General features: G+C 71.9%; 14 protein-coding genes. 11 read left to right on the forward strand and 3 right to left on the reverse strand.

The features are described 5' to 3' along the window. Positions 1-149: 149 nt before the first annotated feature. Complete coding sequence (locus tag VNT59_RS08875; protein ID WP_325497969.1) at positions 150-2,243, forward strand: acetate--CoA ligase family protein; 2,094 nt, start codon at positions 150-152, stop codon at positions 2,241-2,243. Positions 2,244-2,256: 13 nt separating this feature from the next. Here the strand turns inward: VNT59_RS08875 and tcuB are convergent, their stop codons facing one another. The 3 genes from tcuB to VNT59_RS08890 all read right to left on the reverse strand — a co-directional run bounded on the left by tcuB (position 2,257) and on the right by VNT59_RS08890 (position 5,860). Further along, positions 2,257-3,411: a tricarballylate utilization 4Fe-4S protein TcuB gene (gene tcuB / locus VNT59_RS08880; protein ID WP_325497970.1), complete on the reverse strand. Its 1,155-nt coding sequence runs from the start codon at positions 3,409-3,411 to the stop codon at positions 2,257-2,259. Further along, positions 3,398-4,801, reverse strand: a complete 1,404-nt coding sequence (gene tcuA / locus VNT59_RS08885) for an FAD-dependent tricarballylate dehydrogenase TcuA (protein ID WP_325497971.1) — start codon at positions 4,799-4,801, stop codon at positions 3,398-3,400. Before tcuA ends, tcuB begins: the two co-directional genes overlap by 14 nt. A 126-nt stretch (positions 4,802-4,927) precedes the next feature. After that, positions 4,928-5,860 (reverse strand): LysR family transcriptional regulator, encoded by a 933-nt coding sequence (locus VNT59_RS08890; RefSeq protein WP_325497972.1) that lies wholly within the window; start codon positions 5,858-5,860, stop codon positions 4,928-4,930. Positions 5,861-6,084: 224 nt separating this feature from the next. On the opposite strand from VNT59_RS08890, the gene VNT59_RS08895 reads away from it, so the two are divergent. Genes VNT59_RS08895 through VNT59_RS08940 form a run of 10 tightly spaced genes read left to right on the forward strand, consistent with a single transcriptional unit; the run spans position 6,085 to position 16,998 of the window. Then, positions 6,085-7,236 carry a CoA transferase gene (locus VNT59_RS08895; protein WP_325497973.1) on the forward strand — a complete coding sequence of 384 codons (1,152 nt, stop codon included), beginning with the start codon at positions 6,085-6,087 and terminating at the stop codon, positions 7,234-7,236. A gap of 1 nt (position 7,237) precedes the next feature. Continuing rightward, entirely contained in the window at positions 7,238-8,035 is a 798-nt protein-coding gene (locus tag VNT59_RS08900; protein ID WP_325497974.1) for an enoyl-CoA hydratase/isomerase family protein, read from the forward strand. A 1-nt stretch (position 8,036) separates the two neighbouring features. Next, positions 8,037-8,984, forward strand: a complete 948-nt coding sequence (locus VNT59_RS08905; RefSeq protein WP_325497975.1) for a hydroxymethylglutaryl-CoA lyase — start codon at positions 8,037-8,039, stop codon at positions 8,982-8,984. Positions 8,985-9,000: 16 nt separating this feature from the next. Beyond that, a complete protein-coding gene (locus tag VNT59_RS08910; RefSeq protein WP_325497976.1) occupies positions 9,001-10,191 on the forward strand; it encodes an acyl-CoA dehydrogenase family protein in 1,191 nt (396 codons plus the stop codon). Positions 10,192-10,244: 53 nt separating this feature from the next. After that, positions 10,245-11,597, forward strand: a complete 1,353-nt coding sequence (locus tag VNT59_RS08915; RefSeq protein ID WP_325497977.1) for an MmgE/PrpD family protein — start codon at positions 10,245-10,247, stop codon at positions 11,595-11,597. A gap of 42 nt (positions 11,598-11,639) precedes the next feature. Then, entirely contained in the window at positions 11,640-12,671 is a 1,032-nt protein-coding gene (gene dctP, locus VNT59_RS08920) for a TRAP transporter substrate-binding protein DctP (protein WP_325497978.1), read from the forward strand. Continuing rightward, positions 12,671-13,240, forward strand: coding sequence for a TRAP transporter small permease (locus VNT59_RS08925; protein WP_325497979.1), 570 nt, complete (start codon positions 12,671-12,673; stop codon positions 13,238-13,240). Before dctP ends, VNT59_RS08925 begins: the two co-directional genes overlap by 1 nt. 1 nt (position 13,241) lies before the next feature. Continuing rightward, positions 13,242-14,516, forward strand: coding sequence for a TRAP transporter large permease (locus VNT59_RS08930; RefSeq protein ID WP_325497980.1), 1,275 nt, complete (start codon positions 13,242-13,244; stop codon positions 14,514-14,516). Continuing rightward, complete coding sequence (locus tag VNT59_RS08935; protein WP_325497981.1) at positions 14,513-16,054, forward strand: class I adenylate-forming enzyme family protein; 1,542 nt, start codon at positions 14,513-14,515, stop codon at positions 16,052-16,054. Before VNT59_RS08930 ends, VNT59_RS08935 begins: the two co-directional genes overlap by 4 nt. Continuing rightward, positions 16,021-16,998 (forward strand): aldo/keto reductase, encoded by a 978-nt coding sequence (locus VNT59_RS08940; RefSeq protein ID WP_325497982.1) that lies wholly within the window; start codon positions 16,021-16,023, stop codon positions 16,996-16,998. Before VNT59_RS08935 ends, VNT59_RS08940 begins: the two co-directional genes overlap by 34 nt. The last annotated feature ends 8 nt before the right edge of the window (positions 16,999-17,006 follow it).

Genomic DNA, 17,006 nt, shown 5'->3' on the forward strand with positions numbered 1-17,006 from the left:
TCTCGCGGGGCGGCCGGCCGGCGGGTCGCCGGGTTCGGCGGCGCGGCCAGAGCGCAGGGATTCCTTTTGATTATGCCTGGGCATGGGATCGGAATTGCTGGGGTCCCAACCGTGCCGGACAATCGGGACCCGCTCTGGATGCATCCGACATGACTGCCCTGCCGACGCGCGGCGCCGCGCTCGCCGACTCCCTCCTCCGTCCCCGCAGCATCGCCATCGTCGGCGCGTCCGACGACCCCGGCAAGAACAGCGGCCGGCCGCTGCGCTTCCTGCGCCAGGCCGGCTTTGCCGGCCGGCTCTATCCGGTCAACCCGCGCCGCACCGAGGTGCAGGGTGAGCGGGCCTGGCCGTCGCTGGCGGCGCTGCCCGAGGTGCCCGAGCATGTCTACGTGCTCACGCCCACCGAGACCGTGCCCGAGACCGTCGCCGAGTGCGCGCGGCTGGGCGTGAAGGTGGTGAGCGTGCTGGCCAGCGGCTTCTCGGAGGCCGGGCCGGAAGGCGCCGCGCGCGAGCACGCGCTGCGCCAGCTGGCGCGCGAGACCGGCATCCGCATCCTCGGCCCGAGCAGCCTGGGCGTGATCAACCCGCGCAACCGCATGGTGCTGACCGGCAACGCCGCCTTCGCCGAACCGGACGTGCCGGCCGGCCGCATCTTCGTCGCCTCGCACAGCGGCAGCATGATCGGCGCGCTGGTCTCGCGCGGGCGGGCGCGCGGCGTCGGCTTCGCCGGCCTGGTGTCGGTGGGCAACGAGGTCGACCTGAGCGTGGGCGAGATCTGCGCCGCGACGCTCGACGATCCCGACATCGAGGGCTACGTGCTGTTCCTGGAGAGCCTGCACCACGGCGCGGCGCTGCGCTCGTTCGCGCTCGAGGCGGCGCGCCGCGGCAAGCCGGTGGTCGCCTACAAGCTGGGCCGCTCGGCCGCCGCCGCCGAGATGGCGGCGACCCACACCGGCGCGCTGGCCGGCGAGGACGACATCGCCGACGCGTTCCTGAAGGACTGCGGCGTCGCCCGCGTGGGCATCCTCGAAGCGCTGATGGAATGCCAGCCGCTGGCCGCGCGCCTGCCGCTGCGCGCCGACCGGCCGGCGCCGCATCGCGTCGGCGTGGTCACCACCACCGGCGGCGGCGCCGCGATGGCGGTCGACCAGCTGGGCATTCGCGGCATCGACGCCCAGCCGGCGTCGGCCAAGACGCTGGCGAAGTTCGCCGCCGCCGGCATCGCCGTCGCGCCCGGCCGCGTGCTGGACCTGACGCTGGCGGGCACCAAGTACGACACCATGAAGGCGGCGCTGGAGATCATGCTGGCCGCGCCCGAGTTCGACCTGGTGCTGGCCGTCGTCGGTTCGTCGGCGCGCATGCAGCCGCAGCTGGCGGTCAAGCCGATCATCGACTGCGCGGCCAGCGCCAAGCCGCTGGCGGCGATGATCGTGCCCGAAGCGCCGCAGGCGATCGCCCAGCTCACCGCCGCGAACGTGCCCTGCTTCCGCAGCCCCGAGGCCTGCGCGGACGTGATCGCCGCCGTGTTCGCCCGGCGCTCGCCGGCGGCGTCGGCCGCGGTCGCCGCCGCACCGGCGCGCGGCGCCGCCGCCACCCTGAGCGAAGCCCAGGCCTACGAACTGTTCGATCGCGTCGGCGTGCCGCATGCGCCTTCGGTGCTGGCCGCGATCGACGGCGAGGCGCCGCGCCAGTTGCCGTTCGGCTATCCGGTGGCGGTCAAGGTCTGCTCGGCGGCGATCCCGCACAAGACCGAAGTCGGCGGCGTCGTGCTCGGTGTCGCCGACCGCGATCAGCTGCAGGCGGCGCTCGCCACCCTGCGCGCCAACCTGGCGCAGCGCGCGCCCGGCATCGCCGCCGGGCAGGCCCTGATCCAGCCGATGTGCGAGGGCCTGGGCGAAGTGCTGGTCGGCTACAAGGTCGATGCCGACGCCGGGCCGATCGTGATGCTGGCGGCCGGCGGCGTGTGGGCCGAGGTGATGCGCGATCGCAGCATCCGGCTGGCGCCGGTGAGCGTCGCCGCGGCCCGCGACATGATCGGCGAGCTGCGCTCGCTCAAGACGCTGGCCGGCCTGCGCGGCCGGCAGCGCGGCGACCTGGAAGCGCTGGCGCGAGCGATCAGCGCGCTGTCGCAGCTCGCGCTGCGGCCCGAGCTGGGCGTGGCCGAAGCGGAGATCAATCCGCTGCTGGTACTGCCCGAGGGCCAGGGCGTGCTGGCCGTGGACGCGCTGGTGCTCGCGTCCTGAACCCGCCGCGCCGTCAGTCCGCCCCCAGCGCCAGCTTGCTCGGCTGGCGCTTCTCGATCGCATATTTCAGCAGCGCCGCGCCGCGGTACACGGCGTGCGCGAACTTGCCGTAGGGCAGCGTGAGGAACAGGCCCATCACGAAGCCCAGGTGCAGCGCCAGCAGCAGCGCCATCGCGCCGGTGTCGCGCCAGGCCAGCAGCGCCAGCCCGGTGAGCGCATTGAAGAACAGCAGCGCGATGAAGGCCCGGTCCATCGGCCGTTGCGCCGGATCGCCGTGCAGCGGATGGCGCCGCCGGTTCAGCAGGTACAGCCCCGCCGGGCCGATCAGCAGGCCGATACCGCCCAGCGTGCCCAGGATCACCGGCAGGCTGGTCAGGGGATACGGCGCGTGCCGCCCGAGCAGGTAGTGGTACAGCGTCGCGACGCTGGTGGCGGCAAAGCACAGCAGGAAGCCGTAGAACGTGAAGTGGTGGTAGCGCCGGCGGGCCAGGGTGAAGCGGTCGTCCTGCTCGTTGCAGCCATGGCCGTGGCCGCCGTCGAGGTACTTCAGCGTGAGCACGTTGCCGGCCGCCTCGGCGGCGGCGGCGCCGCTGGCCGGCCCCGGCACCCATTCGCGCCAGAAGCGGCTGGCGCCGATCGCCAGCGCCACCACCGCGAACCCGAACACGGCGCCGAACATCCCCACCAGCAGGTTGTGCGGGAACACGGCGTAGAAGTTGCCCGCCAGCGGCTGGTGGAACAGGGCGCCGCGCAGCGCCAGCACCAGCACCAGGAACAGCCCCAGGGCCAGCGCGGTGGCCAGCGCCAGCGTCACCCCGTTGCGGCGGTACAGGCCGCCGAGCGCCGCCGGCCAGGCGAACTCGCTGTAGGTCTGGCCCCGCACCTGGGCCATCGCCTGCGGCACGTTCACCGCGAACTCGTGCGGCGGCGCGTACTGGCAGGCGTGCAGGCAGGCCCCGCAGTTGTGGCACAGGTTGGCCAGGTAGTGGATGTCGGCCTTGGTGAAGTCCAGCCGGCGCGTCATCGCCGGAAAGACCGCGCAGAAGCCTTCGCAATAGCGGCAGGCGTTGCACACCTGCAGCTGGCGGGCGACCTCGGCTTCGAACGGCGTGGCGCCGCCGCCGGCCAGCGCGACGGCCTCGCGGGTGAGCGCCTCAAGCTGCTGCATGTGCGCGCTCCTGCAGGGCCGCCGCCGCGGCCTGGGTTCCGGCGATGCGGCCGAACGCGGTGCCTATGCTCATGCCCACGCCCGCCGTGTAGCCCTGGCCCAGCACGTTGCCGGCCATCATCTCCCCGGCCACGAACAGGTTGTCGCTGGGCCGGCCGCCGAAATGCACGGCGGCCCGGTCGTCGGTCTTCAAGCCGAGGTAGGTGAAGGTGATGCCCGGCCGCAGCGCGTAGCCGTAGAACGGTGCGGTGTCGATCGGCCGGGCCCAGTGGGTCTTGGCCGGCGCCAGGCCCTCGGTGTGGCAGTCGTCCAGCACCGTGTGGTCGAACTGGCCCACCCGGCAGGCCGCGTTGAAATCGGAAATCGTCTGCATGAAAGTCTGTTGCGGCAGGCCCAGCTTGGCCGCCAGTTCGGGCAGGGTCGCCGCCTTCTCGCCCGGGAACACCGGCGGCATGAAGCGGCCGATCGCCTTGCTGTCGATGATGCAATAGCCGATCTGTCCCGGCTGCTGCGCCACCAGCCGGCCCCAGATCGCGTAGCGCTTGGGCCAGAAGTCCTCGCCCTCGTCGTAGAAGCGCAGGCCCTGCCGGTTCAGCATGACGCCGAGCGACACGCAGTCGACGCGGGTGCAGATGCCGCCGTCGTAGAGCGGCGCGCGGGCGTCGATCGCCACGCAGTGCGACTGCGAGGGGTCGCCGATGATGTCGGCGCCGGCGGCAATCATGTGCTTGAGCAGCACGCCCTGGTTGAAGCGGGTGCCGCGGATCAGGAAGTTGTCGGCCGGCCATTCGCCCGCCTCGTTCCGGCCCCAGGCTTCGCGCAGCCATTCGCGGTTCGATTCGAAGCCGCCGGCGGCCAGCACGCAGGCCCTGGCCTCGATCCGCTCGCCCCGGCAGAAGGCCGCGACGAAGCGGCCGTCACGCAGCTCGAGCCGGTCCACCGGCGACTGGTAGCGGATCTGCACGCCCAGCGCCTCGGCGCTGCGGTAGTAGGCGTTGACCAGCGCCTTGCCGCCGCCCATGAAGAAGGCGTTGGTGCGCGACAGGTGCAAGGTGCCCGACAGCGACGGCTGGAAATTGACGCCGTGCTTGCGCATCCAGCCGCGGCAGGTCGACGATGCGCGGATCACCAGCCGGGCCAGCCGTTCGTCGGTGACGCCCTTGGTGACCTTCAGCAGGTCCTGGAAGAACTCCTCTTCCGGATAGGCATCGACCAGCACGTCCTGCGGCGCCTCGTGCATGCAGCGCAGGTTGCGCGTGTGCTGCGAATTGCCGCCGCGCCACTCGCGCGGCGCCGCCTCCAGCAGCAGCACGCTGGCGCCGGCCTCGCGCGCCATCAGCGCGGCGCACAGGGCGGCGTTGCCGCCGCCGATCACAAGGACATCGATCAAGGGGGAATCCTCCACTTCCGCCGCGGCCGCGCAGGCCGCCACGGGATCATGAACTGTAGCGGCGCCCGGCCGCCGCGGCCGGCGCCGGGCGCTACCCCCGTATCACGGATCGTGATGACCCGGCCGTCAGCCGGCGGCCAGCTCGGCGCCGCCCCAGCGGCCGGCCCGCACCAGGTCGCGGGCGCACTGGGCGAGCACGACGCGCGCGGCGATCGCCGCCGGCGACAGCTCGTCGTCCGAGATGCTGCACAGCGAATTGAGCCGGCTCGCCTCGGCATCGGCGATCTCCGCCAGCGCGAAGCGGGCGGCGCCGTCGGCGTAGCGGCCGATCGCGGCCCAGGGCTGCACGGTGCAGCCCAGTCCGTGGTCGACGGCATCCATCAGCATCGCCAGCGAGTCGATCTCGGCGACGATGTTGGGCTTGAAGCGGGCGCGCGCGAAGGCGGCGTCCAGCGTGCTGCGCAGGCCGTGCGGCCCGCTCGGCAGGATCAGCGGCAGCGCCTTCAGGTCGGCGATCCGGGCCCGCGCGCCGAGCTCGCGGAACCGGTGCTTGCGCGACTGGATGAAGAACAGTCTTTCCTGCAGCAGCGGCGTCACGCTCCAGCGGCGCGCGGGCTGGGTCTCGAACAGCACGGCCAGATCGAGCTGGCGCGAATTGAGCATGTTCGACAGGTGCCCCGACAGCGCCGACACCATGTGCAGCCGCACGTCCGGGTAGCGCTCGCGCATCGCCAGCATCAGCGGCACGCCCAGCACCGAGGCGGTGGTCGGCGCCAGGCCGACGCTGACGCTGCCGGTCAGGCGCGACTCGTGGGCCGCCCGCGCCGCCTGCTCGACGTGGCGCAGCGCCAGCTGCGCTTCGCGAAAGAACGCCAGGCCGGCCTCGGTCGGCGTGATGCCCTTGCTGGTGCGGCGCAGCAGCCGGGTGGCCAGCTCGCCTTCGAGGCGGCCGATCTGCTGGCTCAGGGCCGACTGCACCAGCTGCAGGTCGAGCGCCGCCCGGCTGATGCTGCCGAGTTCCACGACCCGCACGAAGTAGCGCATCTGGCGCAGTTCCATCGTCAGGGCCGGTTCCGGATCATCCGCCGATTCTACGGACCCAGGGTTTGTCCGGGCCCGGCCGGCGGGCCGCGCCGTTGACAGCCCCGGAGCGCGAAACTACGATCTGTCCGTACATTTGAAATGTCCGGACATTGTCGCCGCGCGGCGGCGCGATCCGGCACGACAGGAGACAACATGCGGCCTGCGCATGAGAGCCAGTCCCCGGACCGGGGCGCCGCGGCATGAGCGGCGGCAAGGCACCGAAGCCATTCCGCGACCTCGTCGTCGTCGAACTCGGCCACAGCGTCTCGGCGCCGTTCGCCGGCCAGATCTTCGGCGACCTCGGCGCCGAGGTGATCAAGGTCGAAAAGCGCGAGGGCGACGACGCCCGCAAGTGGGGGCCGCCGTTCTGGGAGGGCGCGGCCGCGTCGTTCCAGACCCTCAATCGCAGCAAGCGCTCGGTGGTCTGCGACCTGCGCTCGGCGCGCGACCGCGACGCCCTGCAGACGCTGATCGTCGAGCGAGCCGACGTGGTGCTGCAGAACCTGCGCCCGGGCCAGGTCGAGGAACTGGGGCTGGACGGCGCGACGCTGCTGCAGCGCAAGCCGGCGCTGGTCTACTGCAACATGGGCGCCTTCGGCCGGGTCGGCCCGCTGCAGGAGCGTCCCGGCTACGACCCGCTGATGCAGGCCTTCGGCGGCGTGATGGCCACCACCGGCGAGCCGGGCCGGCCCTCGGTGCGGGTGGGCGCGTCGATCGTCGACATGGGCACCGGCATGTGGGCGGTGATCGGCATCCTGGCGGCGCTGCGCGAGCGCGCCGCCAGCGGCCGCGGCGCGGTGGTCGACGTGTCGCTGTTCGAGACCAGCACCAGCTGGGTGTCGATCCTGGCCTCGCAATACCTGGCGTCCGGCGCATCGCCCGGCAAGCAGGGCTCGGGCGCCAACGGCATCGTCCCCTACAAGGCCTACGCCACGCGCGACGGCGAACTGGTGGTGGCCGCCGGCAGCGACGGCCTGTTCCGCAAGCTGGCGGCGGTGGTCGGACACCCCGAGTGGGTCGGCGACCCGCGCTTCGCCGACAACCCGGCGCGCGTCGCCCACCAGGTCGAGCTGTACGGCCTGCTCGACGCGATCATGCTGACGGCGGACACCGCCGACTGGGCGGCGCGCCTGGAGGCCGCCGGCATCCCCTGCTCGCCGGTGCAGTCGATCGCGCAGATGGTGGCGCATCCCCAGACCGCGGCGCTGGGGCTGGTGCAGGACGTGCCCGGCACGGCCATGCGCTTCCTCGGCCTGCCGCTGTCGATCGACGGCGAGCGGCCGCAGCCCAGCGCCCCGCCGCCGGCGCTCGGCGAACACACCGCATCCCTTCTTGGCCACGCAGAGACCTGACATGGACTTTCCCCGCTACGACACACTGCTCACCGACATGGTGGCCCCCCACGTCCTCAAGCTCACGATGAACCGGCCCGAGGTCGGCAACGCGCTCAACACGCAGATGGGCCACGACCTGCTGGACGTCTGGAACCGGCTCACGGTGGACGCCGGCGACGTGCGCTGCGTGGTCTACACCGGCGCCGGCGACCGCATCTTCTGCGCCGGCGGCGACCTCAAGGAGCGCAACGGCATGAGCAAGCAGCAGTGGGTGCGCCAGCACGAGCTGTTCGAGCGCATGTACTGGACCCTCACCGACCTGCCGGTGCCGGTGATCGCCGCCGTGAACGGCCACGCCTACGCCGGCGGCTTCGAGATGATGCTGTCCTGCGATTTCGCCTACGCGTCGAACGCCGCCCGCTTCGCGCTGACCGAGGTGACGCTGGGCATCATGCCGGGCGCCGGCGGCACCCAGAACCTGCCGCGCGCCATCGGCGAGCGCCGCGCCAAGGAGATCCTGATGACGGGCCAGCCGATCCCGGCCGCCAAGGCGCTGGAGTGGGGCATCGTCAACGAGCTGTGCGAGCCGGGCCAGGTCTACGAGCGGGCGCTCGCCACCGCCACCACCATCGCCGGCAACGCGCCGCTGTCGGTGCGCCAGATCAAGAAGTCGGTGCGCTACGGCGGCCAGATGGAATTGCGCACCGCCTTCCGCTTCGAGATCGAGGCCTACAACCACCTGGTCGAGACCGAGGACCGCTACGAGGGCGTGCGCGCCTTCAACGAGAAACGCAAGCCGATCTTCAAGGGGCGCTAACATGAATCCGGACATCGACGTCATCGTGCGCGAAGTCGGCCTGCGCGACGGCCTGCAGATCCATCCCGTCTTCATGCCGACGGAGCGCAAGCTGGCCTGGATCGAGGCCGAAGCGGCCGCCGGCGTCTCCGAGATCGAAGTGACTTCCTACGTGCCGGCCAAGGTGATCCCGCAGTTCGCGGACGCCGAGGCAGTGACGGTGGGCTCACTGGGAATTCCCGGGCTCACCGTCGCCGCGCTGATCCCGAACTACCGCGGCGCCGAGCGCGGCATCGACCTGGGCGTGCACAAGCTGAACTTCGTGATGTCGGTCAGCCGCACCCACAACATGAACAACGTGCGGCGCGAGCGCGAGGAATCGATCGCCGACTTCAAGCGCATCGTCGAGCTGGTGCGCTCGCAGCCGGCCGGCCAGCGGCCGATCCTGGTCGGCGGCCTGGCGACGGCGCTCGGCTGCTCGTTCGAGGGCCGGGTGCCGGTGGACGACGTGGTGCGCTATGCCGTCGCGCTGGCGGAGGCCGGCGCCGACGAACTGGTGGTGCCCGACACCGTGGGCTATGCCGATCCGGCGCAGGTGCGGCGCGTGTTCAAGGCGGTGCTGGCGGCCGTCGGCGACCTGCCGGTGGCCGCGCATTTCCACGACACCCGCGGCACGGGGCTGGCCAACGTCACCGCCGCGCTGGACTGCGGCGTGAAGCGCTTCGACGCCTCGCTGGCCGGCATCGGCGGCTGCCCGTTCGCGCCGGGCGCGACCGGCAACATCGTGATGGACGACCTGGTCTTCATGCTCGACTCGATGGGCCTGCGCACCGGGGTCGACATCGAAAAACTGGTCGCGGTGCGCGAGATCGTGCGCGAAACCCTGCCCGACATCGAGATGCACGGCGCCATCGCGCGCGCCGGGCTGCCGAAGAACTACCTGAGCGCCGCGGCCCGCGCCGCCGCCTGACCACCGGAACAAAGAGATGAGCACCACCACCCGCATCGAAGACGTGTCCGTGCCGCTGGGCGAGGACTTCCCCGAGATCCGCGAGAGCGTCCGGCGCATCTGCGCCGGTTTCCCCGGCGCCTACTGGCGCGGCCTGGAGGAGCGCGAGGCCTACCCGACCGAGTTCGTGCAGGCCCTGACCGGGGCCGGTTTCCTGGGCGCGCTGATCCCCGAGGAGTACGGCGGCGCCGGCCTGCCGCTGCGCGCGGCCGCCGCGATCCTGGAGGAGATCCACGCCGCCGGCTGCAACGCCGGCGCCTGCCACGCGCAGATGTACATCATGGGCACGCTGCTGCGGCACGGCTCGCCGCAGCAGAAGGACCGCTACCTGCCCAAGATCGCCTCGGGCGAACTGCGGCTGCAGGCCTTCGGCGTGACCGAACCCACCAGCGGCACCGACACCACCAAGCTCAAGACGCGGGCCGTGCGCGACGGCGACCATTACGTCGTGCACGGCCAGAAGGTGTGGACCTCGCGCGCGCTGCACTCCGACCTGATGCTGCTGCTGGCGCGCACCACGCCGCTGGAGGAAGTGAGCAAGCGCACCGACGGCCTGTCGGTATTCCTGGTCGACATCCGCGAATGCCTGGGCAAGGGCCTGGAGATCCGGCCGCTCAAGGCGATGATCAACCACCACGCCACCGAGGTGTTCTTCGACGGCATGCGGGTGCCGGCCAGCAACCTGATCGGCCAGGAAGGCAAGGGCTTCAGGTACATCCTGGACGGCATGAACGCCGAGCGGATCCTGGTGTCGTCGGAGGCGATCGGCGACGCCCGCTGGTTCACCAAGACGGCCGTCGCCTACGCCAACGAGCGGGTCGTGTTCGGCCGGCCGATCGGCCAGAACCAGGGCATCCAGTTTCCGATCGCCCGCGCCCACGCCGAAACCGAAGCGGCCGCGATGCTGCTGCGCAAGGCGGCGGCGCTGTTCGCCGCCGGCCTGCCCTGCGGCGACGACGTCAACATGGCCAAGCTGCTGGCCTCCGAAGCCTCCTGGCATGCCGCCGAGGCCTGCCTCCAGACCCATGGCGGCTTCGGCTACGCCAAGGAATACGATGTCGAGCGCAAGTGGCGCGAGACCCGGCTGATGCAGATCGCGCCGATCTCCACCAACCTGGTGCTGTCGTACATCGCCGAGCACGTGCTGGGCCTGCCGCGCTCGTACTGAGCCTGCGTTCGTATCACGCGCGCCGCGCCGGCGCGCCCTTCCCGGGAGCATTCATGACTGGTCTGACCGCCCAACTCGCCGCCTTCACCGCCAACCCGCGGCTGGCCGATCTGCCGCCGCGCGCGGTGGAGATCGTGCAGTCCGGCTTCGCCGACACCATCGCCACCATGCTCGCCGGACGCGAGGAGCCGGTGGTGCGCATCGCGCGGGACTTCGTCGCCGGGCGCCAGTCGGCCGCGGCCGAAGCGTCGCTGCTGCTCGGCGAGCGCAAGGCGGCGGCCGCCGACGCGGCGCTGGTCAACGGCGCCGCCGGGCACGCGCTCGACTTCGACGACGTAGCGCTGGGCGGCCATCCCAGCACGGTGCTGGTGCCGGCGGTGCTGGCCGAGGGCGAGCGCCTGGACGCGAGCGGCGAGGACGCATTGCGGGCCTACCTGGTGGGCTACGAGGTCTGGGCCGAGCTGTTCCGGCGCGAGCCCGACGCCTACCACCTCAAGGGCTGGCATCCGACCGCGGTGCTCGGCACCGTCGGCGCGGCGGCGGCCGTGGCCTCCCTGAACAAGCTGCCGCAGCAGCAGTGCCAGCACGCCATCGCGCTGGCGGCCAGCATGGCCTGCGGGCTGGTGGCGAACTTCGGCACCATGACCAAGCCCCTGCACGCCGGGCGCGCGGCGGCCGCCGCCATCGACGCGGTGCGGTTCGCGGCCAGCGGGCTCACCGCCGCGCCGGACGCGATCGAGCACCACGCCGGCTACCTGGCGGCGCTGTCGCCGCAGGGCCGGGTCGACCGCGAGTCGCCGGCCGCCGGACTCGGGCGCGAGCTGCGGGTGCTCGAGTACGGCCTGTCGATCAAGAAATATCCCACCTGCTACGCCACCCACCGCGTGATCGACGGCGTGCTGGATCTGGCCCGCGAGCACCGGCTGCGGCCCGAGGACGTGCAGGAGGTGCGCACCCGCATCGGCGTCGCCCAGGCCTCGATGCTGCGCAACCACCAGCCGGTCACCGGGCTGGAAGCCAAGTTCAGCCTCGAGTTCGCCGTGGCCTCGGCGCTGGTGGCCGGCAAGGTCGGCCTGGGCGAACTCACCGACGATTTCGTCGGCCAGCGCGCCGTGCGCGAGGTCTTCCCCAAGGTGCGGATCGCCACCGACGACACGCCCTGCCCGATCGAGCCGATCTTCGCCAGGAACGACAGCGTGCAGATCGTGCTGCGCGACGGCCGCACGCTGGAGACCGGCGACATCCGCTTCGCGCGCGGCAACGCGATGGCGCCGCTGGCGCCCGCCGACCTGCGCACCAAGTTCATCGACTGCGCCGGCCGCGCGCCGGACATCGACGCGGCCGCGCTGTTCGCGCGCCTGATGGACCTGCGCTCGGTGCCGCGGCTGCGCGCCCTGGCGCGCTGAGCCGCCATCCCTTTTTCCACGACAAGACACAAGGAGACAACGATGATCACGAAACGCATTGCCCTGCTCGGCGGCCTGGCCCTGGCCGCGGCGTCGGCCCTGGTGCCGGGCCAGGCGGCGGCGCAGGAGAAGCTGCGCATCACGCTCGACACCAACCCGAGCCATGTGCGCAACAAGGGGGTCGAGGTCTTCGCCGAGGAGCTGAAAAAGCGCATCGGCAACAAGCTGGCGGTCGAGATCTATCCGAGCGGCCAGCTGTTCCGCGACCGCGACGTGCCCAAGGCGCTGCGCCAGGGCGCCGTCGAGATGGCGGTGCCCGGCACCTGGCAGCTCGATGGCGTGGAGCCCGATGCCGGGCTGCAGACGCTGCCGATGTTCTACGGCGTGGATGGCGCGGTGGTGCACCAGATCCTGGACGGCAAGCTGGGCGACTTCATGAACAAGCGCCTGGAGGACCGGCTGAAGGTCAAGGTGATCGGCAAATGGATCGACCTGGGCGGCCAGCACACCTTCGGCATCGACAAGCCGATCAACAGCTGGGACGACCTGAAGGGCCAGAAGATCCGCCACTCCGGCGGCACCGCCAACGCCGGCCGGCTGGCGGCCATGGGCGCGGTGCCGATGCTGGTGCCGTTCCCGGACGTGCCGATGGCGATGAGCCAGGGCGTGATCAACGGCGTGGCCACCACCTACGAGAGCGCCTGGACGTCCAAGCTGCACGAGTCGGGGCTGAAGTACGCCTTCGAGGACAACCAGTTCTTCGGCCAGTACATCCCCATGGTGAGCCAGCAGTTCTGGAGCAAGCAGCCCAAGGACGTGCAGGACGCGATCCTCGCCGCCTGGGACGTCGCCGCCCGCGGCCAGCGCGACCTGGCCGCCAAGTCGCAGGCCGAGGCCCGCGACAGCCTGGTGAAGGCCGGCATGAAGATCGTCAAGCCCTCGGCCGCCGACATCGCCGCCAAGCGCAAGCAGCTGATGGCGGTGCAGGACGATCTGGTCAAGCAGATGAAGATCGACGCCGAGGTGGTGAACGCGGCGAAGGCCGGCCTGACGGCGGCGAAGGTGCCGTTCTGATGGACGCCAAGCAGGCTGCGCTGCCGCCGCAACCGGCGGTGTACGAGGCGTTGCGCCAGAAGGCCGCCGCCGAGCTGGGGCAGGAGGAAGGCGAAGCGGCGCAGCCCCTGTGGCTGCGCGTCGAGGACCTGCTGGTCGGCGGCCTGGCCGTCGGCGCCCTCCTGCTGTGCTCCTACAACGTGATCGTGCGCTACTTCCACCCGCAGTGGACGCTGGAGCTGGTCGACGAGGTGCAGGTGTACGTGATCGTCTGGGCGGTGTTCCTGGCGCTGGGCGCCGTCACCGTGGCCGACCGCCACGTCAAGGCCGACCTGTTCGTCAGCATGTTCCCGCCGCGGCTGCGGCGGGCGCTGGAGATCTTCGTCGACGCGCTCGGACTGGCCTTCGCGCTGCTGCTGGTGTGGTACGGCGCCGTCGCCGCCTGGCAGGCCTGGTCCTTCGGCGACGTGTCGACCACCAGCCTGCGCTTCCCGCTGTGGATCTACATCAGCGCGCTGCCGGCCGGCGGCGTGGCGCTGGCGCTGGGCTACCTCGTGCGGCTGCGGCGCCGGTTCGCCGGGGGCCACTGACATGGCCGCATTCGTCACCCTGCTCTTCTTCGCGCTGCTGGTCATCGGCGCGCCGATCTACCTGACCATGGGCGTCAGCGCCGCGGCGATGTTCGCCGCCGCCGGCAACCTGCTGCCGTTCGCGCAGAAGCTGATCGACGAGCTCAACTCGGTCACCCTGCTGGCGGTACCCTACTTCGTGATCGCCGCGACCTTCATGGAGCGCGGCGGCGTGGCGCGGGCGCTGATCGACGCCGCGGCCGCCTGGGTCGGCCGCCTGCCCGGCGGGCTCGGCCTGGTGGCGGTGCTGGCCTGCACCATCTTCGCGGCCATGTGCGGCTCCTCGGTGGCCACGGCCATCGCGATGGGCACGATCCTGGTGCCGGCGATGCTGCGCGGCGGCTACGCGCGCGGCTTCGCCTCCGGCATCGTCGGCGCCTCGGGCACGCTGGGCATCCTGATCCCGCCCTCGCTGGCGTTCGTGGTCTACGGCGTGCTGGCCGACATCTCGATCCCGCGGCTGTTCCTGGCCGGCGTGGTGCCGGGCCTGATGCAGGCGGCGCTGCTGGCCGGCTACATCCTGTGGTTCAGCCGCCGCGCCGGCTACGCCCTGGCCGCCGACATCCCGACCGCCGAGAAGCTGCGCCGCACCTGGTACGCGATTCCGGCGCTGTCGGTGCCGGTGATCGTGCTGGGCGGCCTGTACGGCGGCATCGTGACGCTGACCGAGTCGGCGGCGCTGTCGGCGGTGGTGGCGATCGCGCTGTCGCTGTTCGTCTACCGCGGCATCCGGCCGGTCGACGTGCTGCCGGCGATGGCCGGCGCCGTGCGCAACGCGGCGGTGATCATGATCATCATCGCCGTGGCGCTGGCCTTCGGCCACTGGGTGACCGAGACCGGCCTGACCGCGCGCGCCGTGGCCCTGATCAAGGACTGGAACGTGCAGGGCTGGCAGTTCCTGCTGGCGATCAACATCCTGCTGCTGATCCTGGGCATGTTCCTGGAGGTCTACTCGGTGATGCTGCTGATCGTGCCGGTGGTGGTGCCGATGCTGGCGCCGCTGGCGATCGACCCGATCCACTTCGGCGTCGTGCTGACCATCAACATGGAAATCGCGCTGCTCACGCCGCCGGTGGGACTGAACCTGTTCGTGATCGCCAACATCTCCCGGACGCCGCTGGCGGAAGTGGTGCGCGGCACCATGCCGTTCGTCGGGCTGATGCTGTGCCTGCTGGCGCTGATCACCTACGTGCCGGTGTTCTCGACCTGGCTGCCCGGGCTGATGCTGGCGAAATGAACGCCGTACCCTGGTCGGCGCAGCTGCGCGGGCTGGCCGCGCGCTTCGGCGCGGCGCCGGCGGTGACCGCGCAGCACGGCGGCACGCTGAGCTACGCGGCGCTGGCCGACCGTGCGCACGCGCTGGCCGAGATGCTGGCGGCACGCGGCGTCGCCGCCGGCCAGCCGGTCGCGATCCTGCTGCCCAACTGCGCCGAGGCGGTGTGGTGCGCCTACGGCGTGCGGCTGGCCGGCGCGGCCGACACGCCGCTGGGCTGGGGCGCCACGGACCAAGAGGTGGCCTGGGCCGCGCGGCTGGCCGGCTTCGCCACCGTCATCACCACCGCCGACCGGGCGGCCGCGATGCGCGCGCTCGGCCTGCAGGCGCTGCTGCCCGGTTCGGTGCCGGCGCAGCCGGCGGCCCGGGCGGCATGGGCCGCGGCGCCCGCCGAAGCCACCGGCCGGCTGCTCTTCACGTCGGGCACCACCGGCAAGCCCAAGGGCGTGCGCTATTCGCACGGCCGGCGCTGGATCGCCGAGCAACTGCTGCGGGCGACCCTGCCGTTCACGCCGGCGCGCGGCTCGCGCCTGCTGCTGGTCACGCCGTTCGCCCATGGCGCGTCGCTGCTGACCTTCGCCTGGTGCGAATACGGCGGCGAGGTGCTGCTGGAAGGCGGCGTCGATCCGGCCCGGGTGCGCACGCTGCTGCGGCGCGGCGGCGTCGAGGCGCTGTTCGCGCCGCCCACGGTCATCGCCAAGCTGGCGGCGGCCCTGGAAGGCGAGCGGTTCGAGGGGCTGCGCTGCGTCTTCACCGGCACCCAGCCGCTGCCGGCGGCCCTGTACGCCAAGGCCTGCGCCATGTTCGGCCCGGTGGTGCGCGTCACCTACGGCAAGACCGAGTGCTTCAACCCGATCGCGGTGCTGGAGGCGGCGGACACCAACGACTGGTTCGCCCAGCAGCCGCTGCCGCCCGGGGCCTGTGTCGGCTGGCCGGCGCCGGGCGTGGCGATCGAGATCCGGGACGGCCAGGTCTGGCTGCGCGCGCAGCACCTGTGCGACGAGCTGCTCGGGCCCGACGGCCCGATCCCGCACGAAGCGGGCTGGCACGCCACCGGCGACCTGGGCTGCTTCGACGAACGCGGCCGGCTGGTGCTGCTCGGGCGCGTGGCCGACGTGATCAAGACCGGCGGCTACCGCGTCAACCCCGACGAGATCGAATCGCTGCTGGCCGGCCTGCCCGGCGCCGGCGCCATGTGCGTGGCCGGACTGCCCTCGGACTACTGGGGCGAGATCATCCTGGCGGTCGCCGAAGCCGCGCCGCCGGGCTGGGCCGAGGCGGTGCGGGCGCGGGTCGCGGTGCTGTCCAGGCACAAGCAGCCGCGCCTGTTCGCCACGCTGGCGGCGCTGCCGCGCAACGCACAGGGGAAAATCAGCCGGCGCGAGGTCGTGCGGCAGGTGCTGGCCAGCTACCGCCTGACCGACGGCGCCCACCCCGTCTTGTTGCCCGCAAGGGAAGAGGAGCCACCATGGACTACGTCAGACTCGGCCGCACCGGCCTGAAGGTGTCGCGCATCTGCCTGGGCTGCATGACCTTCGGCGAGCCCGGCCGCGGGCGCCATCCATGGACCATGGACGCCCAGCGCAGCCGGCCGATCATCCGCCACGCGCTGGAGGCCGGCATCAATTTCTTCGACACCGCCAACAGCTACTCCGACGGCAGCAGCGAGGAGATCGTCGGGGCGGCGCTGCGCGAGTACGCCAAACGCGACGAGGTCGTGATCGCCACCAAGGTGTTCAACCGGATGAAGCCCGGGCCCAACGGCGCCGGCCTGTCGCGCAAGGCGATCCTGCACGAGATCGACCAGAGCCTGCAGCGCCTGGGCACCGATTACGTCGACCTGTACCAGATCCACCGCTGGGACCCGCACACGCCGATCGAGGAGACGCTGGAGGCGCTGCACGACGTGGTGAAGGCCGGCAAGGCCCGCTACCTCGGCGCCTCGTCGATGTTCGCGTGGCAGTTCGCCAAGGCGCTGCACAGCGCCGAGCGGCGACACCTGACGCGCTTCGTGACCATGCAGAACCACCTGAACCTGCTGTATCGCGAGGAGGAGCGCGAGATGCTGCCGCTGTGCCGCGACGAGGGCATCGGCGTGCTGCCCTGGAGCCCGCTGGCGCGCGGCCGGCTGGCCCGGCCGTGGGGCCAGGCCACGGCCCGCATCGAAAGCGACGACTTCGGCCACATGCTGTACGACGCGACGGCCGATGCCGACCGCGCCGTCGCCGAGCGCGTGGCGCAGCTGGCGGCGCAGCGCGGCGTGCCCATGGCGCGGATCGCGCTGGCCTGGGTGGCCGACCATCCCGGCGTCACGGCGCCGATCGTCGGCGCGTCCAAGCCCGAGCACGTGGACGACGCGGTCGCCGCCCTGGCGGTCAGGCTCACCCCGGAGGAGACGGCGCTGCTGGAGGCGCCGTACCTGCCCCATGCGATCGCCGGCCAGTAGCAAGGGGC

Source organism: Ramlibacter sp., assembly GCF_035554825.1.
Classification (GTDB): Bacteria; Pseudomonadota; Gammaproteobacteria; order Burkholderiales; family Burkholderiaceae_C; genus Ramlibacter.

What these genes read in the sequence shown, in the direction of transcription:
- VNT59_RS08875 (WP_325497969.1), top strand. Translation starts at nt 150, where the DNA reads ATGACTGCCCTGCCGACGCGCGGCGCCGCGCTCGCCGACTCCCTCCTC.
- tcuB (WP_325497970.1), bottom strand. Translation starts at nt 3,411, where the DNA reads ATGCAGCAGCTTGAGGCGCTCACCCGCGAGGCCGTCGCGCTGGCCGGC.
- VNT59_RS08890 (WP_325497972.1), bottom strand. Translation starts at nt 5,860, where the DNA reads ATGGAACTGCGCCAGATGCGCTACTTCGTGCGGGTCGTGGAACTCGGC.
- VNT59_RS08895 (WP_325497973.1), top strand. Translation starts at nt 6,085, where the DNA reads ATGAGCGGCGGCAAGGCACCGAAGCCATTCCGCGACCTCGTCGTCGTC.
- VNT59_RS08900 (WP_325497974.1), top strand. Translation starts at nt 7,238, where the DNA reads ATGGACTTTCCCCGCTACGACACACTGCTCACCGACATGGTGGCCCCC.
- VNT59_RS08905 (WP_325497975.1), top strand. Translation starts at nt 8,037, where the DNA reads ATGAATCCGGACATCGACGTCATCGTGCGCGAAGTCGGCCTGCGCGAC.
- VNT59_RS08910 (WP_325497976.1), top strand. Translation starts at nt 9,001, where the DNA reads ATGAGCACCACCACCCGCATCGAAGACGTGTCCGTGCCGCTGGGCGAG.
- VNT59_RS08915 (WP_325497977.1), top strand. Translation starts at nt 10,245, where the DNA reads ATGACTGGTCTGACCGCCCAACTCGCCGCCTTCACCGCCAACCCGCGG.
- dctP (WP_325497978.1), top strand. Translation starts at nt 11,640, where the DNA reads ATGATCACGAAACGCATTGCCCTGCTCGGCGGCCTGGCCCTGGCCGCG.
- VNT59_RS08925 (WP_325497979.1), top strand. Translation starts at nt 12,671, where the DNA reads ATGGACGCCAAGCAGGCTGCGCTGCCGCCGCAACCGGCGGTGTACGAG.
- VNT59_RS08930 (WP_325497980.1), top strand. Translation starts at nt 13,242, where the DNA reads ATGGCCGCATTCGTCACCCTGCTCTTCTTCGCGCTGCTGGTCATCGGC.
- VNT59_RS08935 (WP_325497981.1), top strand. Translation starts at nt 14,513, where the DNA reads ATGAACGCCGTACCCTGGTCGGCGCAGCTGCGCGGGCTGGCCGCGCGC.
- VNT59_RS08940 (WP_325497982.1), top strand. Translation starts at nt 16,021, where the DNA reads ATGGACTACGTCAGACTCGGCCGCACCGGCCTGAAGGTGTCGCGCATC.